This is a genomic window from Symbiobacterium thermophilum IAM 14863 (genome assembly GCF_000009905.1).
In the GTDB taxonomy this organism is placed as follows: domain Bacteria; phylum Bacillota; class Sulfobacillia; order Symbiobacteriales; family Symbiobacteriaceae; genus Symbiobacterium; species Symbiobacterium thermophilum.
In genome coordinates, this window is the sequence record NC_006177.1 from 2330552 (window position 1) to 2351894 (window position 21343).

Consider the following 21343-nt stretch of genomic DNA (forward strand, 5'->3'; position numbering starts at 1 on the left):
GGGCGACTTGAGGATGGAAACCGGCCGGCGGACTCCGGTGGGCGGCGATCCCTGCCGGAAACGGGCGGACCCGGAGCCCCCGTCTATCCCGCGACGAGGAGGATAGACCATGCGCAAGGTGATTGCCCTATGGCTGCTGGGGCCGGGGCTGGTCCTGCTGGCCGGGTGCAGGGGTGCCGCCGACGGCCCTCCCTCGGAGACGGCCGCAGCGCCGCATCCACAGGTTGACGCCGTCCTCCCTGCTGCGTCGGCTGAGGGGAAGCCCCCGGTGCACAGCGAACTGATGGAGGTGCGGCAGGCCCCGGAGCCCGCTGACCCGGAGCCGGGTGATTCCCTGCCCGGCGATCTGCGGGGTAATGCGGAGGATGAGGTCCTCATCCTGGAAGTCACCGCCGTGCGGGAGGATGACGGCAGGTATCGGGCGACGGCCTCGCTCACCAACAAGAGCGGCGCCGGGGTCGAGTTGCTCTACGACTGTGGCTCCCTGCTGCACCTCTGGTACCCGGACGCGAGGCTGCAGTTGGATTCCGGGCAGATCTGCCCGGCCGTCCACTCCATGCTGTTCCCCGCAGGGGAGACGATGCAGCGGGAGTTCGTCTTCGATGCCCGGGAGCAGGGTTTCCCTGACGTCGTCGTGGTCTACTCGCGCTCCCTCAACGGATCGCACCGACACGCGCTGCGGGCGGTGCTGGAGCCGATACGGGAGAACGATCACTGACCCCCATGTCGGGTCTGTAACGCAGGTGACCGGAGGCGCCACCGCTTCCGGTCACCTTCACGCCTGATCTCCAAGGGCCATTATCCAGACAGGCTCCCAGGATGAACCGACCGGCGGGAAGCCCGACACCCATTCTCTGAAGCGAGCCTGGACAGAAACCCTCGCCGGCCACCCCTTGCAACCGTCGAGGCCTCCCCTGGCGCATACGAGCCATCGCCTTCGGGTCGATCTCGCTGACAGATAGTCATCAAGTCGCGACGGGAGCCCGGGCGCGACCGCCCGGGCTCCCCCTATGCGCGTTCACCTACTGGGTGGTCCGGTTGTAGTCCTCGATGCCCTTGGTGATCTCCGCCGCTGCGGCGTTCAGCGCCTCCGCCGCCGTGGCCTGGCCCAGCACCACCGACTCCATCGCGGCCTCCACGATCTGCCGGGCCTGCGGGAAGGTGCCGATCACGGCGCCCTGGGTCACCGTGCTCAGCGGCGACGCCCGGAGCTGCTCGATGGCGGTGGTGAACTGGGGCCGCTGGGCGTGCCAGTCCTTCAGGATCTGCTGGTCGTACGCCGCCTTGCGGACCGGGAAGTAGCCGGTGGCGATGGACCACTCGGCCTGGACCTCCGGCGTCGTCAGCCACTTCACGAACTCCCAGGCAGCCCACTGCTCCTTCAACGGCTTGGTGTTGGTGATCCACAGCGAGGCGCCGCCGATGATCACGCCGCCCTCGGCGGCCCCCTCCGGCCGCGGCAGGAAGGCGGTGCCGATCTCAAACTTGTCGCCCACGCCGTTCAGGATGTTGCCCAGCGCCGCGGTGGAGTCCAGGGTCATCGCGACCTGCCCGGAGGAGAAGGCCGCCTGGGTATCCGCCGTGCGCCGGCCCAGGTTGATGGCCACGCCCTCGTCCACCATCTCCTTCAGCCAGGTGACGAACCGCTCACCCTCCGGCGAGTTGATGATGGCCTTGGTGGCCCGGGCGCTGCGGCCGTTGTCGTTGTCCACGTAGTGGGCGCCCTGCACCGCCAGGAACTGCTCGAAGAACCAGCCGTACAGTGCGATGCTGGCGCCGTAGCGGGTCTCGCCGCCCTGGGTGACCGTCAGCTTCCGGGCGTACTCCTTGAACTCCTCAAAGGTGCGGGGCGGCCGCTCGGGGTCGAGTCCCGCCTCCCGGAAGGCGTCCTTGTTGTAGTACACGATGGGCGTGGAGGTGTTGAACGGCATCGAGTAGAGCCGCCCGTCGAAGGTGTAGTAGCCCAGGATGTTGGGCTCGAAGTCGTCGATGGAGAAGCCGTCGGCGTCGACGAAGTTCTGCATCGGCGTGATCATGCCGGAGTCGATCATGAACCGGCTGCCGATCTCGTACACCTGCATGATCGTCGGGCCGTCGGAACCTGCCGCCCTCAGCTTCTGCAGGGCGTCGTCATAGGTGCCCTGGTAGACCGCCTCCACCTCCACCTTGTCCTGGGAGCTGTTGAACTGGTCTACCAGCCGCTGCACCGCCTCGCCGGCGACCCCGCCCATGGCGTGCCAGAAGGTGACCTTCACCCGCTCGCCGGGCTGGATCTCCACCTTCTGGAACTCCCCGTCCGAGGCGGTGCCGCCCCCGCGGGCGCAGCCGGCCAGCAGGGCGGCGATCAGAACCAGGGCCCATACCATTAACACCGGTCGTCTCGTTGTGCGCACGTGGTGAATCCTCCTCCGTACGAGTGTTGCGGCCGCGCCGGCACAAGTACGCCGGGGCACGCCCAAGGGACCGTCCGCACCGGGGCGACCGCTTGTTGCCCAAAAAGCCGCTAGCCCTTGAGGCCGCCGGCCATCAGGCCCCGCACCAAGTAGCGCTGCCCCAGCACCAGGACCACCAGGGCCGGCGCCATGCACAGCACCACGCCGGCCATCACCCGGTGGTACTGCAGCCCCTCCTCGTTCATCAGGAAGCGCACCCCGATCTGCACCGTCCGCATGAGACGCGTGTTGGTGACCAGGAGCGGCCACAGGTACTGGTTCCAGGTGCTGAGGAACGTGTACGCCCCCAGCGTCAGGAGGCCCGGCCGGGCCAGGGGCAGGGCGATGGACCAGAAGAACCGGAACCGGCCGCAGCCGTCAATCCGGGCCGCCTCCTCCAGCTCCCTCGGGATCTGCAGGAAGAACTGCCTGAGCAGGAACGTGCCGAAAGCGGTGGCCAGGAACGGAAGGACCAGCCCGGTGTACGAATCCAGCAGCCGGAGCGAACGGATCGTGAGGTAGTTGGGGATCAGCGTGACCTCCCAGGGCACCATCATGGTGGACATGAACAGGGCGAACAGGGCCGCCTTGCCCCGGAAGTTCATGAAGGCGAAGGCGTAGGCGGACAGGCTGGCGGTGGCGATCTGGCCGAGGGTCACGGCCGAGGAGACCACCAGGGAGTTCAGCAGGTAGCGCCCCACCGGCACCGACCGGGCCACCTCGGCGTAATTGGCCCAGCGGGGTGAGCTGGGCAGGAAGCGGGGCGGGAAGGTGTTGACCTCCGCCGGCGGCATGAGGCTGATGGACACCGCGTAGAGGATGGGGAACACCATGAAGAGGGCCGCCAGGCAGAGGGCCGCATACAGCAGCAGCCGGGTGAGACGGGACTGGACGCTCACTGGTAGTGCACCCGCCTTTCGCCGAGCCGGAACTGGAGGTAGGTCAGGACGACCATCACGATGAACAGCAGCATCGCCTGCGCGCTGGCGGCGCCGAACTCGTATTGCCGGAAGGCCACCTGGTAGATGCGGTAGACCACCGTGTTGGTGGCGTCGGACGGTCCGCCGGCGGTCATGATTTCGATCTCAGCGAACACCTGGAAAGCGTGAATCACCCCGACCACGGCGGCGAAGAAGAGCGTCGGCGAAAGCATCGGCAGGGTGATGTGCCACGTCTTCGCCCAGAAGCCGGCGCCGTCCACCAGGGCGGCTTCGTGCAGCTCCTCCGGGACGTTCTGGAGGCCGCTGAGCAGCAGGACGAAGTTGAAGCCAAGCCGCAGCCAGATGCTGACCATGCCCACGGCCAGCAGGGCCCAGCGCGGATCGGTGAGCCAGTGCACCGGTGCGATGCCGACCAGGCTGAGCAGGTAGTTGACCATGCCGGACACCGGGTTGAGCATCATGACCCAGATCGTGCTGCCGATGGCGGCCGAGATGGCCAGCGGCGAGGAGAAGATCAGCTGGAAGATCCGGGTTCCCTTCAGGGGCTGGTAGGCGAGGAGAGCCAGGACCAGGCCGAGCAATAGCCCGGCGGGCACGGTGTAGAGGACGAAGAGGACCGTCACGCCCAGGCTCTGCAGGAACGTGGACTGCAGGGCGTTCACGTAGTGCTCAAGCCCGACGAAGACCCTGGGCTCGCCCCGCGGATTGGTCAGGAACAGGCTGAGGTAGATCGAGCGCACGATCGGGTAGAAGGTGAAGATGGTGAGCAGCGCCAGGCTGGGGGTAAGGTACAGGTACGGCTCCAACCGCTCCGCCCTGCGGAAGCCTGGACGTGCCGGAGCCCGCGGTCGGGCCCGGGTCGCCGGCGCAGGTTGGCTGGCCAAACGCGTTCCTCCCTTCGCAGTGGTGCTCCGAGTATATTTCCTCCTGCGCGTCCAGACTCCTCCTCGGTACTTCGAATCTTAACTCAACATACACTAAACATTAATCCGACTAACATTCCGCAAATGAATTTTATCGCCGCAGGGAGGAGGAATCCCTCAGCTTAGGGCGAATAGCAGCATTTTAATATATTAAAGGGGTGATGCCCATGCCGGCTTTTCGGCGCGTGCTTGTCGCCAACCGGGGCGAGATCGCCATCCGCATCTTCCGCGCGTGCACGGAACTGGGCAAACAGACCGTGGCCGTGTACTCCGAACAGGACAGCCTCTCGCTCCACCGGTACAAGGCCGACGAAGCCTACCTCATCGGCGAGGGCAAGGGCCCCGTGGAGGCTTACCTCGACGTGGAGGGGATCATCCGGCTGGCCCGGGAGCACGAGGTGGACGCCATCCACCCCGGCTACGGCTTCCTGGCAGAGAACGCCGCGTTCGCCCGCCGCTGCCGGGAAGAGGGGATCGCCTTCATCGGCCCGGACCCCGAGCACCTGGAGATGTTCGGCGACAAGGTGGCGGCACGCCGGATCGCCCGGGAGGCGGGGCTGCCCCTCCCCCGCGGCACCGAGGCGCCGGTCGCCTCGGTGAAGGAGGCCCTCGCCTTCGCCCGGGAGGTGGGCTACCCGATCATCGTCAAGGCCGTGCTGGGCGGCGGCGGCCGGGGCATGCGGGTGGTCCGCTCCGACGCCGAGCTGAAGGACGCGCTGGAGCGGGCCCGCTCCGAGGCCCAGGCGGCCTTCGGCTCGGGCGAAGTCTACCTGGAAGAGTACGTGGAGCGGCCCCGCCACATCGAGGTCCAGGTGATGGCCGACCGATACGGAAACGTGGTCCACCTGTACGAGCGGGACTGCTCCATCCAGCGCCGGCACCAGAAGGTGGTGGAAATTGCCCCCTCGCTGGCCCTGACCGAACCCCAGCGGCAGGAGATCTGCGGTGCGGCCGTCCGGCTGATGGCCCGGGTGGGCTACGTGGGCGCCGGCACCGTCGAGTTCCTGGTCGCGCCCGACGGCCGCTACTACTTCATGGAGGTCAACCCGCGCATCCAGGTGGAGCACACGGTGACCGAGGAGATCACCGGGCTGGACATCGTCCAGGCCCAGATCCGCATCGCCGAGGGAGCGCGCCTGGACGAGGCGCTGGGGGTCGCCTCCCAGGCGCAGATCGCCCGGCACGGTTACGCCATCCAGTGCCGGGTGACCGCCGAGGACCCGGCCAACGACTTCCTGCCCGACACCGGCCGCATCCTGGTCTACCGCTCCCCCGGCGGACCCGGCGTCCGGCTGGACGGCGACAACGGGTTCGTCGGCGCGGAGATCACGCCGTACTACGACTCGCTGCTGGTGAAGGCCACCACCTGGGGACTCACCTTCGAGGCGGCGGCCGCCAAGATGAGCCGGGTGCTCCAGGAGTTCCGCATCCGCGGGGTGAAGACCAACATCCCGTTCCTCCTGAACGTCATCCGCCACCCCCGGTTCCTCGCCGGCGACGTGGACACCAACTTCATCCACGACTCGCCCGAGCTGTTCCAGTTTCCGCCCCGCCGGGACCGGGGCACCAAGGTGCTCCGCTACATCGGCCACGTGGTGGTCAACGGCGGCCCGGGGGTGCCTCCCGGGGCCAAGCCGCCCGCCCGGTCCCAGCCGCCCATCCCGAAGGCGGAGGGGCCGGTTCCCCCCGGCGTCCGGCAGGTCCTGCTGGAGCGGGGCGCCGAGGGGCTGGTGGAGTGGATCCGGACCCAGAAGCGACTGCTGGTGACCGACACTACGATGCGGGACGGCCACCAGTCGCTGCTGGCCACCCGGGTGCGTACCCGGGACATGCTGACCATCGCCCCGGCCACGGCGCGCCTCGCCTCGGGGCTCTTCTCCCTGGAGATGTGGGGCGGCGCGACGTTCGACACGGCCCTGCGGTTCCTGAAGGAGGACCCCTGGGAGCGGCTGGACCTGCTCCGCCGGGCCATCCCCAACATCCCCTTCCAGATGCTGCTGCGCGGCGCCAACGCCGTCGGCTACGCCAACTACCCCGACAACCTGGTCCACGCCTTCGTCCGGGAGGCCGCGGCGGCGGGCATCGACATCTTCCGCATCTTCGACGCGCTCAACTGGCTGCCCAACATGCGGCCCGCGATCGAGGCGGTGCGCAGCGCCGGCAAGGTGGCCGAGGTGGCCATCTGCTACACGGGGGACATCACGGACCCCGCCCGCACCAAGTACAACCTGCGGTACTACGTGGACCTGGCGAAGGAGCTGGAGAAGGCCGGCGCGCAGATCCTCGCGATCAAGGACATGTCGGGCCTCCTGAAGCCCCGGGCGGCCAAGATGCTGATCTCCGCTCTGAAGCAGGAGGTCGGCGTGCCGCTGCACCTGCACACCCACGACACCGCCGGCACGGGGCTGGCGACGCTGCTGGCCGCGGCCGAGGCCGGGGTGGACATCGTCGACGCCGCCCTCTCCTCCCTCTCCGGGCTGACGTCCCAGCCGTCGCTCAACACGCTGGTGGCGGCGCTGCAGGGCAGCGACCGGGATACGGGGCTGGACCTGGCGGCGCTGCAGCAGCTGGCCGACTACTGGCAGGAGGTCCGCCGCTGGTACGCCCCCTGGGAGTCCGGGCTCCTGGCCACTTCCGCTGAGACGTACCTGCACGAGATGCCCGGCGGGCAGGTCTCGAACCTGCGCCAGCAGGCCGTCGCCCTGGGGCTCGGCGGTCGCTGGCATGAGGTGGTCGAGGCCTACCGCACGGCCAACCTGGCCCTGGGGGACATCGTCAAGGTCACCCCGTCCTCCAAGGCCGTCGGCGACCTGGCGCTGTTCATGGTGCAGAACGGCATCCGCACGACCGAGGAGCTGGTCCGGCGGGGCGAGGGCCTGGCCTTCCCCGAGTCGGTGGTGCAGATGCTGGCCGGCTATATGGGGCAGCCCCCCGGCGGGTGGCCGGAGGAGCTGCAGCGGGTGGTGCTGAAGGGCCGGGAGGCGATTACGGTCCGCCCGGGGGAGCTGCTGCCGCCCATCGACTTCGAGGCGAAGCAGAGGGAGCTCTCGGCGAAGCTCGGGCGGCCCGCGGCCCAGCGGGAGGTCTTGTCGGAGGTGCTCTTCCCCGGCCTGCTGGAGCAGCTGGCCCGGCACCAGGAGGAGTACGGGAACACGGCGGTGGTCGACACGCCCACCTTCTTCTACGGCCTGCGCCCCGGCGAGGAGACCCGGGTGGAGATCGAGAAGGGCAAGACGCTGATCATCAAGCTGGTGGACGTGCGGGATCCCAAGCCCAACGGCATGCGGGAAGTCCTGTTCGAGCTGAACGGTTCCCAGCGGGAGGTCGAGGTGCCCGACCAGCGGCTGGTGGACGCCGGCGCCCGCCGGCCCAAGGCGGACAAGGGCGATCCGTGCCATCTGGGCGCCTCCATGCCGGGCAAGGTCCTGAAAGTCCTGGTCGCCCCCGGCGACCAGGTCGCCAAGGGCGTGCAGCTGGTGGTGACCGAGGCGATGAAGATGGAGAACGTGCTCACCGCGCCCCGGGACTGCCGGATCAAGGACGTGCTGGTGAAGGAGGGCGACCGGGTCGAGGCCGGGGACCTGGTGGTGGTGCTCGAAGAGTGATCGGGCTTCACCTCTGCACGCGGGCGCAGATCAACCGGAGGGCGCGTCCGGCGGCCTCCGGCGCAAGTTTCGCGGCGTGGCTGACCGGGCTCTCCGTGGGCCAGCCCTCTGATGACCCGGTCGGCGCGGACGGGGTCCCGTGGGACCCGCCGGTTCTCCTGTGCGGGCGGCAGCGCCCGGCGCAGCCGCGCAGAAGTTCAAGTGTCGGATCAGGCGGTGTCTCAGGTTCTGCGCGTGGGCGAGGTCCAGGAACTCTCTCGCGCGCAAAACCTGAAGTGGCACTCGGGACTGAACCGCAGGTTCTGCGCGCCAACGACGCCCCCAGCCGCTTCAGCCGCGCAGAACCTGAAGTGATGGCCCGAGCCGAACTGCAGATTTTACGCGTGGGCAACGTACCGCATCCCGCTTGCGCGCAAAACGTGAACCGGTGGTCCAGGCCCAACTGCAGATTCTGCGCGTCAGCCAGGTTCCAGAGGCCCCATGCGCGCAGAACCTGAAGTGGCTCTCGGGATCGAACCGTAGGTTGTTCGCGTGCACGACGCCCCCACCCGCTTCACCCGCGCAGAACCTGTAGTGATAGCCCGAGCCGAACTCCAGATTCTGCGCGTGGACGAGGCTCCGGAGCCCTCTTGCGCGCAAAACCTGAAGTGATAGCCCGAACCGAACTGCAGATTCTGCGCGTGGGCGAGGTTCCGGAGCTTTCTTGCGCGCAGAACCTGAAGTGGTGCTCGGGAACGAACCGCAGGTTTTGCGCGCGGCCGGCCTCTTCAGCAGCCTCACCCGCGCAGAACCTGAGGTGATAGCCCGAGCCGAACCGCAGATTTTGCGCGTGGACGAGGTTCCGGAGCCCTCCTGCGCGCAGAACCAGAAGTGGCACTCGCGAACGAACCTCAGGTTTTGCGCGCAGCCGGCCTCTCCACCCGCTTCACCCGCGCAGAACCTGTAGTGATAGCCCGAGCCGAACTCCAGATTCTGCGCGTGGACGAGGCTCCGGAGCCCGCTTGCGCGCAGAACCTGAAGTGGCACTCGCGAACGAACCGCAGGTTTTGCGCGCAGCCGTCCTCTCCAGCCGCCTCACCCGCGCAGAACCTGTAGTGATAGCCCGAGCGGAACTCCAGATTCTGCGCGTGGACGAGGTTCCGGAGCCCGCTTGCGCGCAGAACCTGAAGTGGCGCTCGGGAACGAACCGCAGGTTTTGCGCGCTGACGGCCCCTCCGGCCGGTGCACGCACGTCAGGTTCAAATAAGGCGAGACCAGAAGACCGGCGATCACCCCTGCGTGATCGCCGGCTTCTCCATTCACTGCCACCAGGCAGCGAACCGCCCGAACCCGGCAGCCGTGCCTCCAGGAGCCGCCTGCGCGACGCCCGGATCGGTCGTGCAGCCGGGGTCACCTCCATGCTGGCCCCCACCCCCTCGCCCGGGCCGCCTTCCCATTTACACGCGCGAAGCCGCCTGCTTGATGTAGCGGTACAAGTCGACGTCCATGCCGTAGAGCAGCCCGGCGTCAGGGTTGTCCCGATAATACTGCTCGGCGGCCTGCGTCAGCGGTTCACCGGCGGGCAGGAGCGCGCCGGTGACCTCCTTCCAGCGCCGCGCCAGGGCGGTGACAGCGGGGGCGTCAGGAGCGATCCCCGCGTCGAAGTACCGGCGGAACTCGGCCACCAGCCGCCGGCCGGTCTCGAACAGCTCCCGCCGGACCGCGGGATCCAATCCCAGGTACTTCTGACGCACCTGTTCGACCTCATCCCGGCGGAAATGCGGGCTCCCGGTCAGCGTCAGCGCATGGGCCACGGCCATCAGCTCCTCGATGGCCACCGACCCGCCGACCTCCAGGTGATCGTGCAGGCGCTGCACGTGCGCGCGCACCTCCGTCAGCGCCGCGATCTGCTCGTCCAGCCGGGCCAGCTGGACCTGCAGCATCGCCCGGGGATCCTCGGCGGCATCGCTGAGCAGCACCTTGATCTCGCGCAGCGAGAACCCCAGCCGCTTCAGCGAGATGATGGAAAGCAGCCTGCGCACGTCGGCGTCCGAGTAGACCCGGTGTCCCGCCTCGGTACTGGAGGAAGGCGACAGCAGGCCGATGTGATCGTAGTGGTGGAGAGTCCGCACCGTGATGCCGACCCGCCGGGCCAGCTCACCGATCTTCCAGCCACGCCGGTTCAAGAACCCTGCCCCCTTTCGGTCTGCCCCGGCCTCCCTTCCGGTGCGCGCCCGTGCGGACGGGGCTTGAACCTGACGCAACGTCAGGTTCTATACTCGGTGGCAACGACCCTGAGGGAGAGCGAGGGGACCTTCCCACATGGAGAACTATATCATCAAATCCTTGGGCTTCCATCGAAATGTCCGAATCCTGTTCGCGGAGACCACCGGGATCGCCCGGGCGGTCTGCCGGCAGGGCCAGGTGGACGGAGCCGCGCTGCGCAAGGCTCTGGCCACCACGGTAACGGCGGCCGGACTGCTCTGCGGCACGCTGAAGGACCGGCAGCGGCTGACCCTGAAGGTCGGAACCAGCCGGCCGGGCTGCCGGATCTTCGCCGAGGTCGACGCCGACGGGAACGTCCGCGGATACCTCAGCGACGAATGGCGCTCGGTGCCGGCCGAGGAGGCGGCCGGTGCGCCGCTGCAGCGGCTGATCGGCGACCGCGGGCAACTCCAGGTGATCAGGGACCTGGGCATGTACCGGGGGTTCAGCGGGATCACCGACATGCCGTACGGGAACATCGTGGATGACCTCGCCCACTACTTCCGGCAGAGCGAGCAGACGACGACGCGGTTTGTGGTGCATGTGGCACTGGCCGAAGGCGGCGAGGTCGCGGCCTGCCGCGGGGCGATGGCGCAACTGCTGCCGGGAGCGGACCATGCGTTGCTCGGGGAGATCGAGCAGGTGCTGTGTGACCCGCGAATGGCGGACCCGGGAAACCCGGTGACGGCGTGGCCGAAGCTTCTGCCCGGCGACGCGGCGGTGCTGGGCATGGCCCCCCTCCGCGCATCCTGCGGCTGCTCCCGAGAGATGTTCCTCCCCATGCTGCGCAGCCTCAGCCCGGCCGACCTGCGGGAAGCAGTCGCGACCAACCGCAGCCTCGAAGTCGTCTGCCATGCCTGCGGCTGTCGGTACTCGTTCTCCCCCGATGAGATGGCCGCGTGGGTTCCCGAGCGCTGACGGAGGCACAGAACGCGGCACCGGTTCGGCCCACAGAACGTGAAACAGCCCGTCGCCTTTCCAGGGCGCAAGGTCTTCTCCTCCGAGGTATCGCTGCCGCCGTTCGCAGTGCCGCCGTCGTCGACGGCCCACACCCGCACCGTGGTCGAGCCGTTGGCGTCCTGCGCGGGCGTGAAGCTGAGGTGGCCCACCAGCCCGTCGTGGGTGCGGGTCTGGGGGCCTGCGTCCTCCAGGACGGTGATGTCGCCTCCCGGCGTGAAGTCGGGCGGGGCGTTGACGGCGGCGCTGATGGTGACATCGCCGTACGCCATCGCGGGTGCGTCCCTCCCCCAGGGGCCAGGACCGAACAGGCAGACCAGGAAGTAGGAGAACAGCGGCGGAAACCCTCGCTTCGCCTTCATAGGCGTCGGTGAACCCCCCGATCTGATGTCGTGTGTCCTGCGCAAGGAACCCGCTGCCACATGCCGGGCGATGTGTGCCTGCCCTCTTGCGCGCCAACACGAAAGGCCGCCATCCCAGGGAAGCCGAAGACCTATCCGCCCCGTACAGTACAGCCCGGAAGTAGCCGGAGCTTGAAACCAAACGGATGTACCTTCGGCCGCTGTGGTGGCGGCCTTCGACCAGCGGCGTGGCGCCGTCGTTCGCTCAGCAGGCGGGCCCGTCAGGCCTGCAAGGCAGACTGCCATGACCATGTATGCGGCACGTTTTCCGTGCCGTAATATTTTGATAGTCTTACGTCAAAGAAAACTGGAGCAAATAGTTGTAATGCGCAACTGACCCCGGGCCTTCCCGCCATCCCGGTCCAGCCCGTCTGGATCCCCTTAGCCACACGGAGCTAACACCACTATCCCTACATGTTTTCACTACTCGCCTTTTCGGCTCGGGAAACGCCCCCGCCCGGCCGGCGAACGTCATCGGACCGGCCGCCCACCCCGGGGCGGCCGGTCCGGTCATGCTCTCAGCCTCGCTTCCAACTCGTCCACGAAGTGCCGCGCGGTCCGGCCCGACAGCCCGTTCTGCCACAGGGCCCACCGACGGGCAGCCTCCCGCAGCTCCTCCCGCCCGACGGGCAGGCCCCTGCGGGCGGCCAGATGCTCGACGATCCGCAAGTACTCCTCCTGGTCCGGGCGCAGGAACAGGATGGTCCGCCCGAACCGGTCGGCCAGCGACAGACGCTCCTCCAGGGCATCCTGGCCGTGCACCTCCGCCTCCTCCGGGCCGTTCCGGTCGGACCAGCGCTCGGGCACCATATGGCGGCGATTGGTCGTCACGTACAGCACCAGGTTGGGCGGGCGCCGCGCCAGTGCGCCCTCCAGCAGCGATTTGAACGCCCGGTAACCGGCGTCGTCGGCCTCGAACGTGAGGTCGTCCAGGAAGAGCACAAACCGCTGCGGATACCGGCGCACGGTGCGGTACAGGTCGCCCAGGCTGCCGAGCCTGTCCCGGCTCACCTCCACCAGGCGGAGTCCGGCTTCCCCGTACCGCAGCGCCAGCGCGCGCACCAGCGACGACTTCCCCGTTCCCCGCGGCCCGTAGAGCAGCAGATTCTGGCCGACGCCCCCCCGCAGGAAGGCCTCCGTGTTCTCCCGGATGGCCGCCTTCTGCTCCTCCAGACCGGCCAGGTCGTCCAGGTCCACCAGGTCGGGCTCCTCCACGGGCAGCAGGGTGGCGCCATCCCACGCCAGGAACCAGGTGCGGGCCACCGGGCCGAATCCCTGTGCGCGGTGGAAGGCCGCCAGATCGTCCACCAGCTCCGCCCACGCCTCCGCGCGGGCCAGCCTGTGCGCCATGGACCGGAAGGCGGGAGAGGCGAACGGTCCGGCCCCATCCGCCTCGGGCCGGCCTGCCCAGGTGGGCAGCTGTTCGTCCGCCACGCCGCCCCCCAGAAGCGCCCGAGTCCGAAGTCGGGAGAGCCGAAAACACCGCTGCAGGTGCATCAGGTCCCACGCAGCCGCGTCCCGGAGCGGTCCGCTGACGGTTCCGGCCGCGGCAGCCCGGGTGAAGGCGTTGTCGGCACACAGGACGCCGTGGATCACGTAATCCTGCCAGGCGTCGCCGGTCGGCCCCGGCAGGTCGCCCGCCCGGTACAGCGCCCGCACCAGATCCAGATAGGCCCCCCGTGCGGCCTCACCCCCTTGGGGCAGCGCCCGCAGGAAGGCCGCCATCGCCGCGCCGGGGCCGCCGGCGAACAGGTCCTGGTACAGCACCAGGGAGTCCGGCTGCGGCCACACCGAGTCATCCATCGCCATTTCCCCCCCTGAGGGGGGATTGGCCGGGGACGGGTCCGATTCCTCTTCCCTCAACCGGTCGTCGAGCCCAGTCGCTTCTGCAGGCGGAAGAGCTTCTCATCCAGTTCGAGCCACTTGCTGGCCAGGTAGTCGAGCCGCTGTTCGATCCTGCGCAGCCGCTCTTCGAATGCGCTGTCCCCAGGACCAGCCTTCGCGCCCGCGGCAGCGGACCCGGACTCGCCCGGTTCGGAGCCCGTGCCGTCCGACCGGGCCGCGGCGGACGGCTCCCCCTCCGCGCTCCCGGACGGTTCCGCGTTTCCGTTTCCGCCTCCGCCCAGGGCCGCCCGCAACGACTCCACGTCGCCCTGCACGCTCTTGATCTTGTACCGCAGGTCCCTCACCTCGCCAATCAGTCCCTCCAGCCGGCTGAAGCTGGCCCTGAGAAGTTCCTCTGTCCTGTCCATCCCTGACACCCCCGCGCCGGTAGTATTCCCCATGGCGCCGGCGAGTTGGGACAGTGCCGTGACCGGGCCGGAGGGACACGCGTCACGCGTGTCGATTAATTCTTGATTTCACATTCATTTCGTTAGAAGGAAAAGCCGCAATCGCGGCGTAAATCTGTGACAGCTTGGTGACGACTGAGTCAGGAGTCAGTACATAAACGCGACAGAAGGCTGTGATACCGCAGGATTTCACATGACATGTGATTCAGGCGTCAGTTTCACAGCCCGTCGCCGCAGGGGAGGGAGCGCACGTGCTGCAGTCGCAAAACCGAGCCGAACCATCGTCTCAGCGCCGGCCCGCGGGCGCGCGGGAACGGGGCGAGCTCACCCGGGACCGGCTGCTGGAGGCCGCCGAGGAGGTGTTCGCGGAGCAGGGGTTCTTCCGCGCTTCCATCGCCGAGATCACCCGTCGGGCGGGCGTGGCCCAGGGCACCTTCTACCTCTACTTCCCGGCGAAGGAGGAGATCTTCCGCGAGCTGGTGCGGAAGATGAGCCACGACCTGCGCCGGACCCTGCAGGAGGCGGTGGCCCCCATCATCGACCGGCGGGACGCCGAGCGGGTGGGCCTGGAGACCTTCCTGAAGTTCGTCCTGGAGCGGCGGAACCTGTACACCGTCATGCGGGAGTGCGAGTTCGTCGACCCGGAGCTGCACCGCTGGTACTACCGGCGGCTGGCCGAGGGCTACGTGCGGGGGCTGCGGCAGGCCATGGCCCGGGGCCAGGTGCGGCAGCTGGACCCCGAGGCCCTGGCCTACTTCCTCATGGGCGCGGCCCAGATGATCGGCATGCGCTGGACCTTCTGGGAGAACACCCTGCCGCCGCGCGAGGTCATCGAGACCGTCGTCTCCGTCATCCTGCACGGCATCGACCCGGCAGGCCTTCCCCGGGAGCCCCGTGCGACGCCCGGGACATCGGAGGGCCACTCCCCCGGTGCGCCGGATGCCGACCCGCCCGCCGCCCCGGGTGCAGACGCCCCCGGGCCTGAGCCGGAGGCCGGGCCCCGGGCCTAGCCCAACTCCCGGCCCCACACCGAGTCGCCAACCGGGCCGGGCCCAGGTCCCCGGCCCCGCAGCCCGGCCCGGATGACCATCCCAACCGAATGCGAGGTGAGCGGTGTGTACGAGATCAGCTACTGGGTCGAGGCGCAGGCGTGGATGCGCCCCGACAAGGTCGCCCTGGTGGGCAGCCGGGAGCTGTGGACCTACCGGGACCTGCACGACCGGGTCGTGCGCCTCAGCCGGGCCTTCCGGAACCGGCTGGGGCTGGAGCCCGGCGGCCGGATTGCCATCTACAGCGGCAACTGCCTGGAGTACCTCCTGGTGCTGCTGGCGGCGTCCCGGGCGGGGCTCGTCCTGGTCCCCCTCAACTGGCGGCTGACGCCGGGCGAACTGGAGTATCAACTGCGGGACAGCGGCACCAGGCGGATCCTGTGCAGCGCGGAGTACGCGGCCGCGGCCGCCGAGCTGACCGGCCGCATCGGCCTGGAGCCGCCCGTGCGGATCACGCCCGCGGCCGAGCCGGACTCGCTGCCGGACCTGGCCGGGCTGCTGGACGCCGAACCGAGCGGGCTGGAGCCGCCGGGCGAGCGGGACCCCCAGCCCTGGGACCGGCCGCTCCTGATCTGCTACACCTCCGGCACCACCGGCCGGCCCAAGGGCGCGGTGCTGAACTCCGTCAACATGTTCTTCAACGCCATCAACAACCTGCTGACCATCGACCTGCGGGCGGATGACGTCTGCATCACCCTGTTGCCCCTGTTCCACATCGGCGGGATCAACCTCTTCACCCTGCCGGCGCTCTTCGCGGGCGGCCGGGTGGTGGTACCCGACCGGTTCGACCCGGATCAGGCCGTACGGCTGATTCAGGAGGAGAAGGTGACCGTGGTCTTCGGCGTGCCCACCGTACACCAGCGGCTGCTGGAGGCCATCGACCGGCTGAAGCCCGACCTCTCCCACGTCCGGATGTTCTACAGCGGCGGCGCCCCGTGCCCCGTTCCGCTGATCCGGGCCTTCCAGGAGCGGGGCTACCGGTTCGGCCAGGGCTACGGGCTTACGGAGACCGCACCCACCGTCTTCATGCTGCTGGAGGACGACTTCGCCCGGAAGCCCGGCAGCATCGGGCGGCCGGCGCCGTTCAACCGGGTGCGGGTCATCGACCCGGCCACCGGGCAGCCCGTGCCGCCGGGCGGCGTGGGCGAGATCACGGTCCGGGGGCCCAACGTCTTCACCGCCTACTGGCAGAACGAAAAGGCCACGGCCGAAGCCATCCGGAACGGCTGGTTCCACACCGGGGACCTCGCCCGGATCGACGAGGAGGGCTTCGTCACCATCGCCGGACGGCTGAAGGAGATGATCATCTCCGGCGGCGAGAACATCTACCCGGTCGAGGTGGAACAGGCGATCCAGACCCATCCGGCCGTGGTGGAGGCGGCCGTCTTCGGCGTGCCGCACCCGGAGTGGGGCGAGGTGCCCCATGCGGCCGTTCTGCTGGAGCCCGGCGCGTCGGTCACCGAGGAGGAGCTCAGGGCCCACTGCCTCGCCCGGCTCGGCAAGTACAAGATCCCCAGGCGGTTCTTCATCCTGGATGAACTGCCCCGCAACGCGGCGGGCAAGGTGGTCAAGAGCCGCCTGGCCGAGATCACCCGCGACATGTGAACGACGAAGGAGGACGCGACCCGTGGACAGACAGACCACAGCTTCCGCCGGGCCGCCGGCGGTGAGCCTGCTGGGCGTCAGCGTCTACATGCCCGACCGGGTGGAACCGGCGGAGGCCATCGCCGAGCAGGCGGGGCTGCCCCGGGAGGTCGTCGAGGCCAAGTTCGGCCTGAAGGCCAAGCGGCGGGCCGCGCCCGACGAGCACGTCTCCGACATGGCCGTCAGGGCGGCGCGCCCCCTCCTGGACCTGGTGGACCCGGCGGCCATCGATGCCGTGATCTACTTCGGCAGCCCGCACAAGGACTACTACGTCTGGATGGCGGCGCCCAAGATCCAGCATGAGCTGGGGCTCTCCTCCGCCACCGCGTTCGAGGTGGCAGCCGTCAGCGCCGGCTGCCCCATCGCCCTCAACGTCGCCCGGTCGCTGCTCATCGCCAACCCCGCCCTGCGCAACGTCCTGCTGGTGGGGGCCAGCCGGGAGTCCTACCTGATCGACTACGGCAACGTCCGCTCCCGCTTCATGTTCAACTTCGGCGACGGCGCGGCGGCGGCGCTGGTCGGCCGGGGACCGGGCAAGGCCCGGGTGCTGGCCACCGCGGCCGTCACGGACGGTTCGTTCCACGATTTCGTGCGGGTGCCCGCGGGCGGCTCCCGCCACCCGGCCAGCCACGAGACCGTGGCCGGCCGCATGCACTGCTTCGACGTGACCGACCCCGCCGCCATGAAGGAGCGGCTGGATCCGGTGTCGGCGCAGCGGTTCATCGGGGTCGCGCGGGCCGCCGCCGAGCAGAGCGGCTTCCGACCCGAGGAGATCCGCTTCGTCGGCATGCTGCACACCAAGCGCTCCCTCTTCGACCAGGTGATGGCCGCCCTCGGCATCCCGCCCGAGCGGCAGGTCTATCTGGACGAGTACGGCCACATGTCGGCCATCGACCCGCTGGTCGCCCTCTACGAGGCCGAACGAAGGGCGCTGCTCGCCCCGGGCGACCTGGCGGTGCTCCTGAGCGCTGGAACCGGCTACACCTGGGCGGCCACCGCCATCCGGTGGGGCCCGTAGTCATCCCTTTCACTCGCTTCGCGGAGGTGGATCTCTCATGCGCAAGTCCCGGTTTGCCCTGGGAGCGCTGGCCCTCGTCCTCGCGCTCCTGGTATCGGCCTGCGGCTCGACCGGCTCCTCGGGAAACGGCGGCGGGGGCGGTCCTGGCCCGACCAGCGCCGCCGGCTCCGAAGGCGGCTCCGGCAGTGGCCAGGGCGTCGGTTCGGACGGCAGCGGCGGCTCCGGCGGCGGGGCGCAGCCGCCGGCCGAGCCCATCAAGATCGGCGTGATCACCTCGGTCACCGGGCCCCTCGCCGGGTACGCCGACCAGGAGATCAAGGGGCTGAGGCTGGGCCTCGAGTACGCGACCGGCGGGACCATGGAGGTGCTCGGCCGGCCCATCGAGGTCATCGTGGAGGACGACACCGGCAGTCCCGACGTCGGCAAGCAGAAGGCCATCAAGCTGCTGGAGCAGGATGGCGTGCACATCCTGCAGGGGTCCGCCTCCACCCCGGTGGCCCTGGCCGTCGCCGAGCAGGCCAAGCTCTACGAGGTCATCTACATGATCGACCCGGCCGCCGGCGACCAGCTGACCACCACCGACTTCAACCCGTACATCTTCCGCACCGGCGGCAACACCACCCAGGACGCCCTGACCGGCGGCAAGGCCACGGTGGAGAACCTGGGCAGGACCATCGTCCACCTGGCGCCGGACAACGCCTTCGGCACCTCCTCCCAGGACGCCTGGAACCCCATCTTCGAGCAGTACGGCGGCACCGTGATCCGCAACATCAACGCCCCGCTGGATGCCAAGGACTTCGCCACCTACCTGCAGCAGGTGATCGAGCTGAACCCGGAGGTGCTCATGGTCACCTGGTCCGGCGGCAACGCCCTGAAGCTCTTCCAGCAGATCGGCGAGCTGGGGCTCTTCGACCGGATGAAGGTCACCACCAGCATCGGCGACCGGGCGAGCCTGATCGGCATGGGCGACGCGGCCGTGGGCATGAACGGCGTCATCCGCTACTTCTATACCCTGCCTGACAACCCCGTCAACGACTGGCTGGTGCGGGAGCACATCGCCCGCCACGGCGAGCCGCCCGATCTCTTCACCGCCGGCGGAATGGCCGCGGGGATCGCCATCGTCGAGGGCATCAAGAAGGCCGGCTCCACCGATGCCAGGGACCTGATCCCGGCCCTGGAGGGCATGAGCTTCGAGGGGCCCAAGGGCACCTACACCTTCCGGCCCGAGGACCACCAGGCCCTGCAGCCCATGTACTTCGTCGAGCTGGTGAAGGACCCGGACCACGACTATCCCATCCCGAAGCTGATCGCCGAGCTCAGCCCGGAAGAGACGGCGCCTCCCGTCAACGTGCCGGGGCGGTAGCGCAAGCAGGATGCGCGGTGGAGCCTGAGATCATCCTGGAGACCGTGGACGTGGCGAAGTCCTTCGGCGGGCTCGCCGCCAATGCGGGGATCTCCATCAAGGTGCCGGCCCGGACCCTGCGCACGGTGATCGGACCCAACGGGGCGGGCAAGACCACCCTGTTCAACCTGATCAGCGGCATCTACAAGCCCACCGCGGGGCGGATCCTGTTCCGGGGGGAGGACATCACGGGCCTCCCCCCGCACCGGATCGCCCGCAAGGGCATCGGCCGGTCGTTTCAGATCACCAACCTCTTCCCCGAACTGACGGTGCTGGAAAACGTCCGGCTGGCCGCCCAGGCCCGCGGGCGGCACAGCTGGCACCTGTGGCGCTCCGCCGAGGCGCTGCGCGAGTACGCGGAGAAGGCCGAGGAGGCGCTGCGAACGGTGGGGCTTCTGCACCGCGCCCGGGCCCTTGCCCGCGAACTCGCCCACGGCGAAAAGCGGAAGCTGGAGATCGCCATCCTCCTGGCCACCGATCCCGTGGTGATGCTGCTGGACGAACCCACGGCCGGCATGAGCCGGGAAGAAGTGCCGGGCATCATCGAGGTCATCGAGCGGATCAAGGCGCAGCGGAGCCGCACGATCCTCATGGTGGAGCACAAGATGGACATCGTGCTGGGCATCTCCGACGCCATCACGGTCCTGGCGCAGGGGGAGGTCATCGCCGAGGGCACCCCCGCCGAAATCGTCGCCAACGAGGCGGTGCAGGCAGCCTACCTGGGGACCACCCACGGATACACCCTGGCAGGCTCCCGGGGTCGGCAGGGCGCCGACCCCGGACGGGAGGCGCCGGACATTCCCGCCGCGCAGGCCAGGTCATGAGGAGGTGAAGCCCGTGTCGCTCCTGGAACTGGAAGGCGTCGAGACGTACATCGGCGAGTACCACATCCTGCAGGGCGTCTCCTTCGCGGTGAGGCCCGGCGCCATCACCGTGCTGCTCGGGCGCAACGGCGCCGGCAAGACGACCACCCTGCGCACCATCATGGGGCTCAATCCCGCCCGCCGCGGGCGCATCCGGTACAAGGGGAAGGACATCACCAGGCTGCCGCCCCACGAGGTGGCCCGCCTGGGGATCGGCTACGTGCCGGAGGACCGGGGGCTGTTCGGCAGCCTCACCGTGGCCGAGAACCTGCGGGTGGCCGTGCGGGGCGGCGACCTGGACCGGCAGGTCCGCCGCCGCGGTCCCGGGGCAGCCACCGGCCGCCTGGCCGAGGTGCTGGAGCTGTTCCCGGACCTGAAGCGGGCCTGGAACCGACCCGCGGGCACGTTGTCGGGCGGGCAGCAGCAGATGCTCGCCATCGGCCGGGTACTGCTGAGCGACAACGACCTGCTGCTCATCGACGAGCCCAGCAAGGGGTTGGCGCCGGTGGTCGTCGAGCACCTGGGCGAGGCGCTGCGCAAGATCGCCGCCCGGACCACGGTGCTCCTGGTCGAGCAGAACTTCGGCCTGGCTCAGGCGGTGGCCGAGCACTGCGTGGTGATCGACGACGGCCGCACGGTACACCAGGGGTCCATGGCCGACCTGCTGGACGACCCGGTGCTGCGGCAGCGCTACCTGGGGGTGGCATGACATGGGTCTGATCGCGTGGCTCACGCTCCAGGGGCTGACCGTCGGGATGCTCTGGTTCCTGATCGCCTCGGGGCTCAGCCTCATCTTCGGCCTCATGAACGTCCTCAACTTCGCCCACGGCGGGCTCTACATGCTGGGCACCTACGGGGCCCTCACCCTCTACCGGGCCACCGGCAGCTTCCCCCTGGCCCTGGTGGGCGGCGCGCTCCTGGGAGCGCTGCTCGGGGCCGCCATCGAGCTGCTGGCAATCCGCCCGCTCTACGGCCGGCAGCTCTTCCAGGTGCTCATGACCCTGGGCGTGATGCTCATCTTCGACGAGGCGGTGGAGGCGATCTGGGGGCCCCACCCGCTGCCCTTCCAGACGCCGGCCCTGCTCTCGGGCACGCTGCAGGTCTTTGACCGGCCGTTCCCCGTCTACCGGCTGTTCATCATCGCCGTGGGTCTGCTTGTCTACCTCGCGGTCCACCTGTTCCTCACCCGCACCCGGCTTGGCGTCATCGTCCGGGCGGGGGTGGAGAACCGGGAGATGGTCCAGACCCTGGGCGTGGACATCCGGAAGGTCTTCACCGGAGTCTTCGCCCTGGGCGGTACGCTGGCGGCCCTGGGCGGCGCCGTGGCCGGTCCTTTCGAGGGGGCGCATCCGACGCTGGCGGCGGAGAACCTGCTGCCCGCCTTCATCGTGGTGGTCGTGGGCGGGCTGGGCAGCTTCACCGGCTCGCTGCTGGCGGCGATCCTCGTCGGGCTGCTGCAGGCCTTCGTGGGGTTCTACGCGCCCCAGCTCGCGCTGGCGGTCAACATCGCCCTGATGGCCGTGGTGCTGGTGCTCCGGCCCCAGGGCCTGCTGGGCGAGCAGAGGGGGTGACG

General features: G+C 69.1%; 16 protein-coding genes. 10 read left to right on the forward strand and 6 right to left on the reverse strand.

The features are described 5' to 3' along the window. The first annotated feature begins 109 nt into the window (after positions 1 to 109). Complete coding sequence (locus STH_RS10910) at positions 110 to 718, forward strand: hypothetical protein (protein WP_043713927.1); 609 nt, start codon at positions 110 to 112, stop codon at positions 716 to 718. A gap of 304 nt (positions 719 to 1022) precedes the next feature. Here the strand turns inward: STH_RS10910 and STH_RS10915 are convergent, their stop codons facing one another. The 3 genes from STH_RS10915 to STH_RS10925 all read right to left on the reverse strand — a co-directional run bounded on the left by STH_RS10915 (position 1023) and on the right by STH_RS10925 (position 4257). After that, positions 1023 to 2366, reverse strand: coding sequence for an ABC transporter substrate-binding protein (locus STH_RS10915; protein ID WP_070105518.1), 1344 nt, complete (start codon positions 2364 to 2366; stop codon positions 1023 to 1025). Between the two features lie 137 nt (positions 2367 to 2503). Beyond that, the gene (locus tag STH_RS10920; RefSeq protein ID WP_011196305.1) at positions 2504 to 3331 is read right to left on the reverse strand and encodes a carbohydrate ABC transporter permease; all 828 of its coding nucleotides are present in this window, start codon (positions 3329 to 3331) and stop codon (positions 2504 to 2506) included. Continuing rightward, a complete protein-coding gene (locus STH_RS10925) occupies positions 3328 to 4257 on the reverse strand; it encodes a carbohydrate ABC transporter permease (RefSeq protein WP_011196306.1) in 930 nt (309 codons plus the stop codon). The genes STH_RS10920 and STH_RS10925 overlap by 4 nt, the downstream gene beginning before the upstream one ends. Before the next feature lie 206 nt (positions 4258 to 4463). Between STH_RS10925 and STH_RS10930 the strand changes: the two genes are divergently transcribed. Next, positions 4464 to 7901 carry a pyruvate carboxylase gene (locus STH_RS10930; protein WP_043713928.1) on the forward strand — a complete coding sequence of 1146 codons (3438 nt, stop codon included), beginning with the start codon at positions 4464 to 4466 and terminating at the stop codon, positions 7899 to 7901. Between the two features lie 1436 nt (positions 7902 to 9337). On the opposite strand, the gene STH_RS10935 is transcribed toward STH_RS10930, so the two are convergent. Beyond that, entirely contained in the window at positions 9338 to 10066 is a 729-nt protein-coding gene (locus STH_RS10935) for a MerR family transcriptional regulator (protein WP_011196309.1), read from the reverse strand. Positions 10067 to 10202: 136 nt separating this feature from the next. Here STH_RS10935 and STH_RS10940 point away from each other — a divergent pair, with 136 nt between their 5' ends. Next, complete coding sequence (locus STH_RS10940) at positions 10203 to 11063, forward strand: Hsp33 family molecular chaperone HslO (protein WP_011196310.1); 861 nt, start codon at positions 10203 to 10205, stop codon at positions 11061 to 11063. A 950-nt stretch (positions 11064 to 12013) separates the two neighbouring features. On the opposite strand, the gene STH_RS10950 is transcribed toward STH_RS10940, so the two are convergent. Beyond that, a complete protein-coding gene (locus STH_RS10950) occupies positions 12014 to 13306 on the reverse strand; it encodes an ATP-binding protein (protein WP_050742243.1) in 1293 nt (430 codons plus the stop codon). Positions 13307 to 13362: 56 nt separating this feature from the next. Beyond that, complete coding sequence (locus STH_RS10955; protein ID WP_043713929.1) at positions 13363 to 13755, reverse strand: hypothetical protein; 393 nt, start codon at positions 13753 to 13755, stop codon at positions 13363 to 13365. A gap of 290 nt (positions 13756 to 14045) precedes the next feature. Between STH_RS10955 and STH_RS10960 the strand changes: the two genes are divergently transcribed. The 7 genes from STH_RS10960 (at position 14046) to STH_RS10990 (ending at position 21341) form a co-directional block, all read left to right on the forward strand. Then, positions 14046 to 14804, forward strand: a complete 759-nt coding sequence (locus STH_RS10960; RefSeq protein WP_197525163.1) for a TetR/AcrR family transcriptional regulator — start codon at positions 14046 to 14048, stop codon at positions 14802 to 14804. A gap of 105 nt (positions 14805 to 14909) precedes the next feature. Further along, positions 14910 to 16448 (forward strand): o-succinylbenzoate--CoA ligase, encoded by a 1539-nt coding sequence (locus tag STH_RS10965; RefSeq protein ID WP_043713930.1) that lies wholly within the window; start codon positions 14910 to 14912, stop codon positions 16446 to 16448. Between the two features lie 22 nt (positions 16449 to 16470). Then, positions 16471 to 17505, forward strand: a complete 1035-nt coding sequence (locus tag STH_RS10970; RefSeq protein WP_011196316.1) for a 3-oxoacyl-ACP synthase — start codon at positions 16471 to 16473, stop codon at positions 17503 to 17505. 37 nt (positions 17506 to 17542) lie between these two features. Further along, the gene (locus STH_RS10975; RefSeq protein ID WP_070105457.1) at positions 17543 to 18868 is read left to right on the forward strand and encodes a substrate-binding domain-containing protein; all 1326 of its coding nucleotides are present in this window, start codon (positions 17543 to 17545) and stop codon (positions 18866 to 18868) included. Between the two features lie 17 nt (positions 18869 to 18885). Further along, positions 18886 to 19731: an ABC transporter ATP-binding protein gene (locus tag STH_RS10980; RefSeq protein ID WP_011196318.1), complete on the forward strand. Its 846-nt coding sequence runs from the start codon at positions 18886 to 18888 to the stop codon at positions 19729 to 19731. 13 nt (positions 19732 to 19744) lie between these two features. After that, entirely contained in the window at positions 19745 to 20479 is a 735-nt protein-coding gene (locus STH_RS10985) for an ABC transporter ATP-binding protein (protein WP_043713931.1), read from the forward strand. A 1-nt stretch (position 20480) separates the two neighbouring features. Continuing rightward, positions 20481 to 21341: a branched-chain amino acid ABC transporter permease gene (locus STH_RS10990; RefSeq protein ID WP_011196320.1), complete on the forward strand. Its 861-nt coding sequence runs from the start codon at positions 20481 to 20483 to the stop codon at positions 21339 to 21341. The last annotated feature ends 2 nt before the right edge of the window (positions 21342 to 21343 follow it).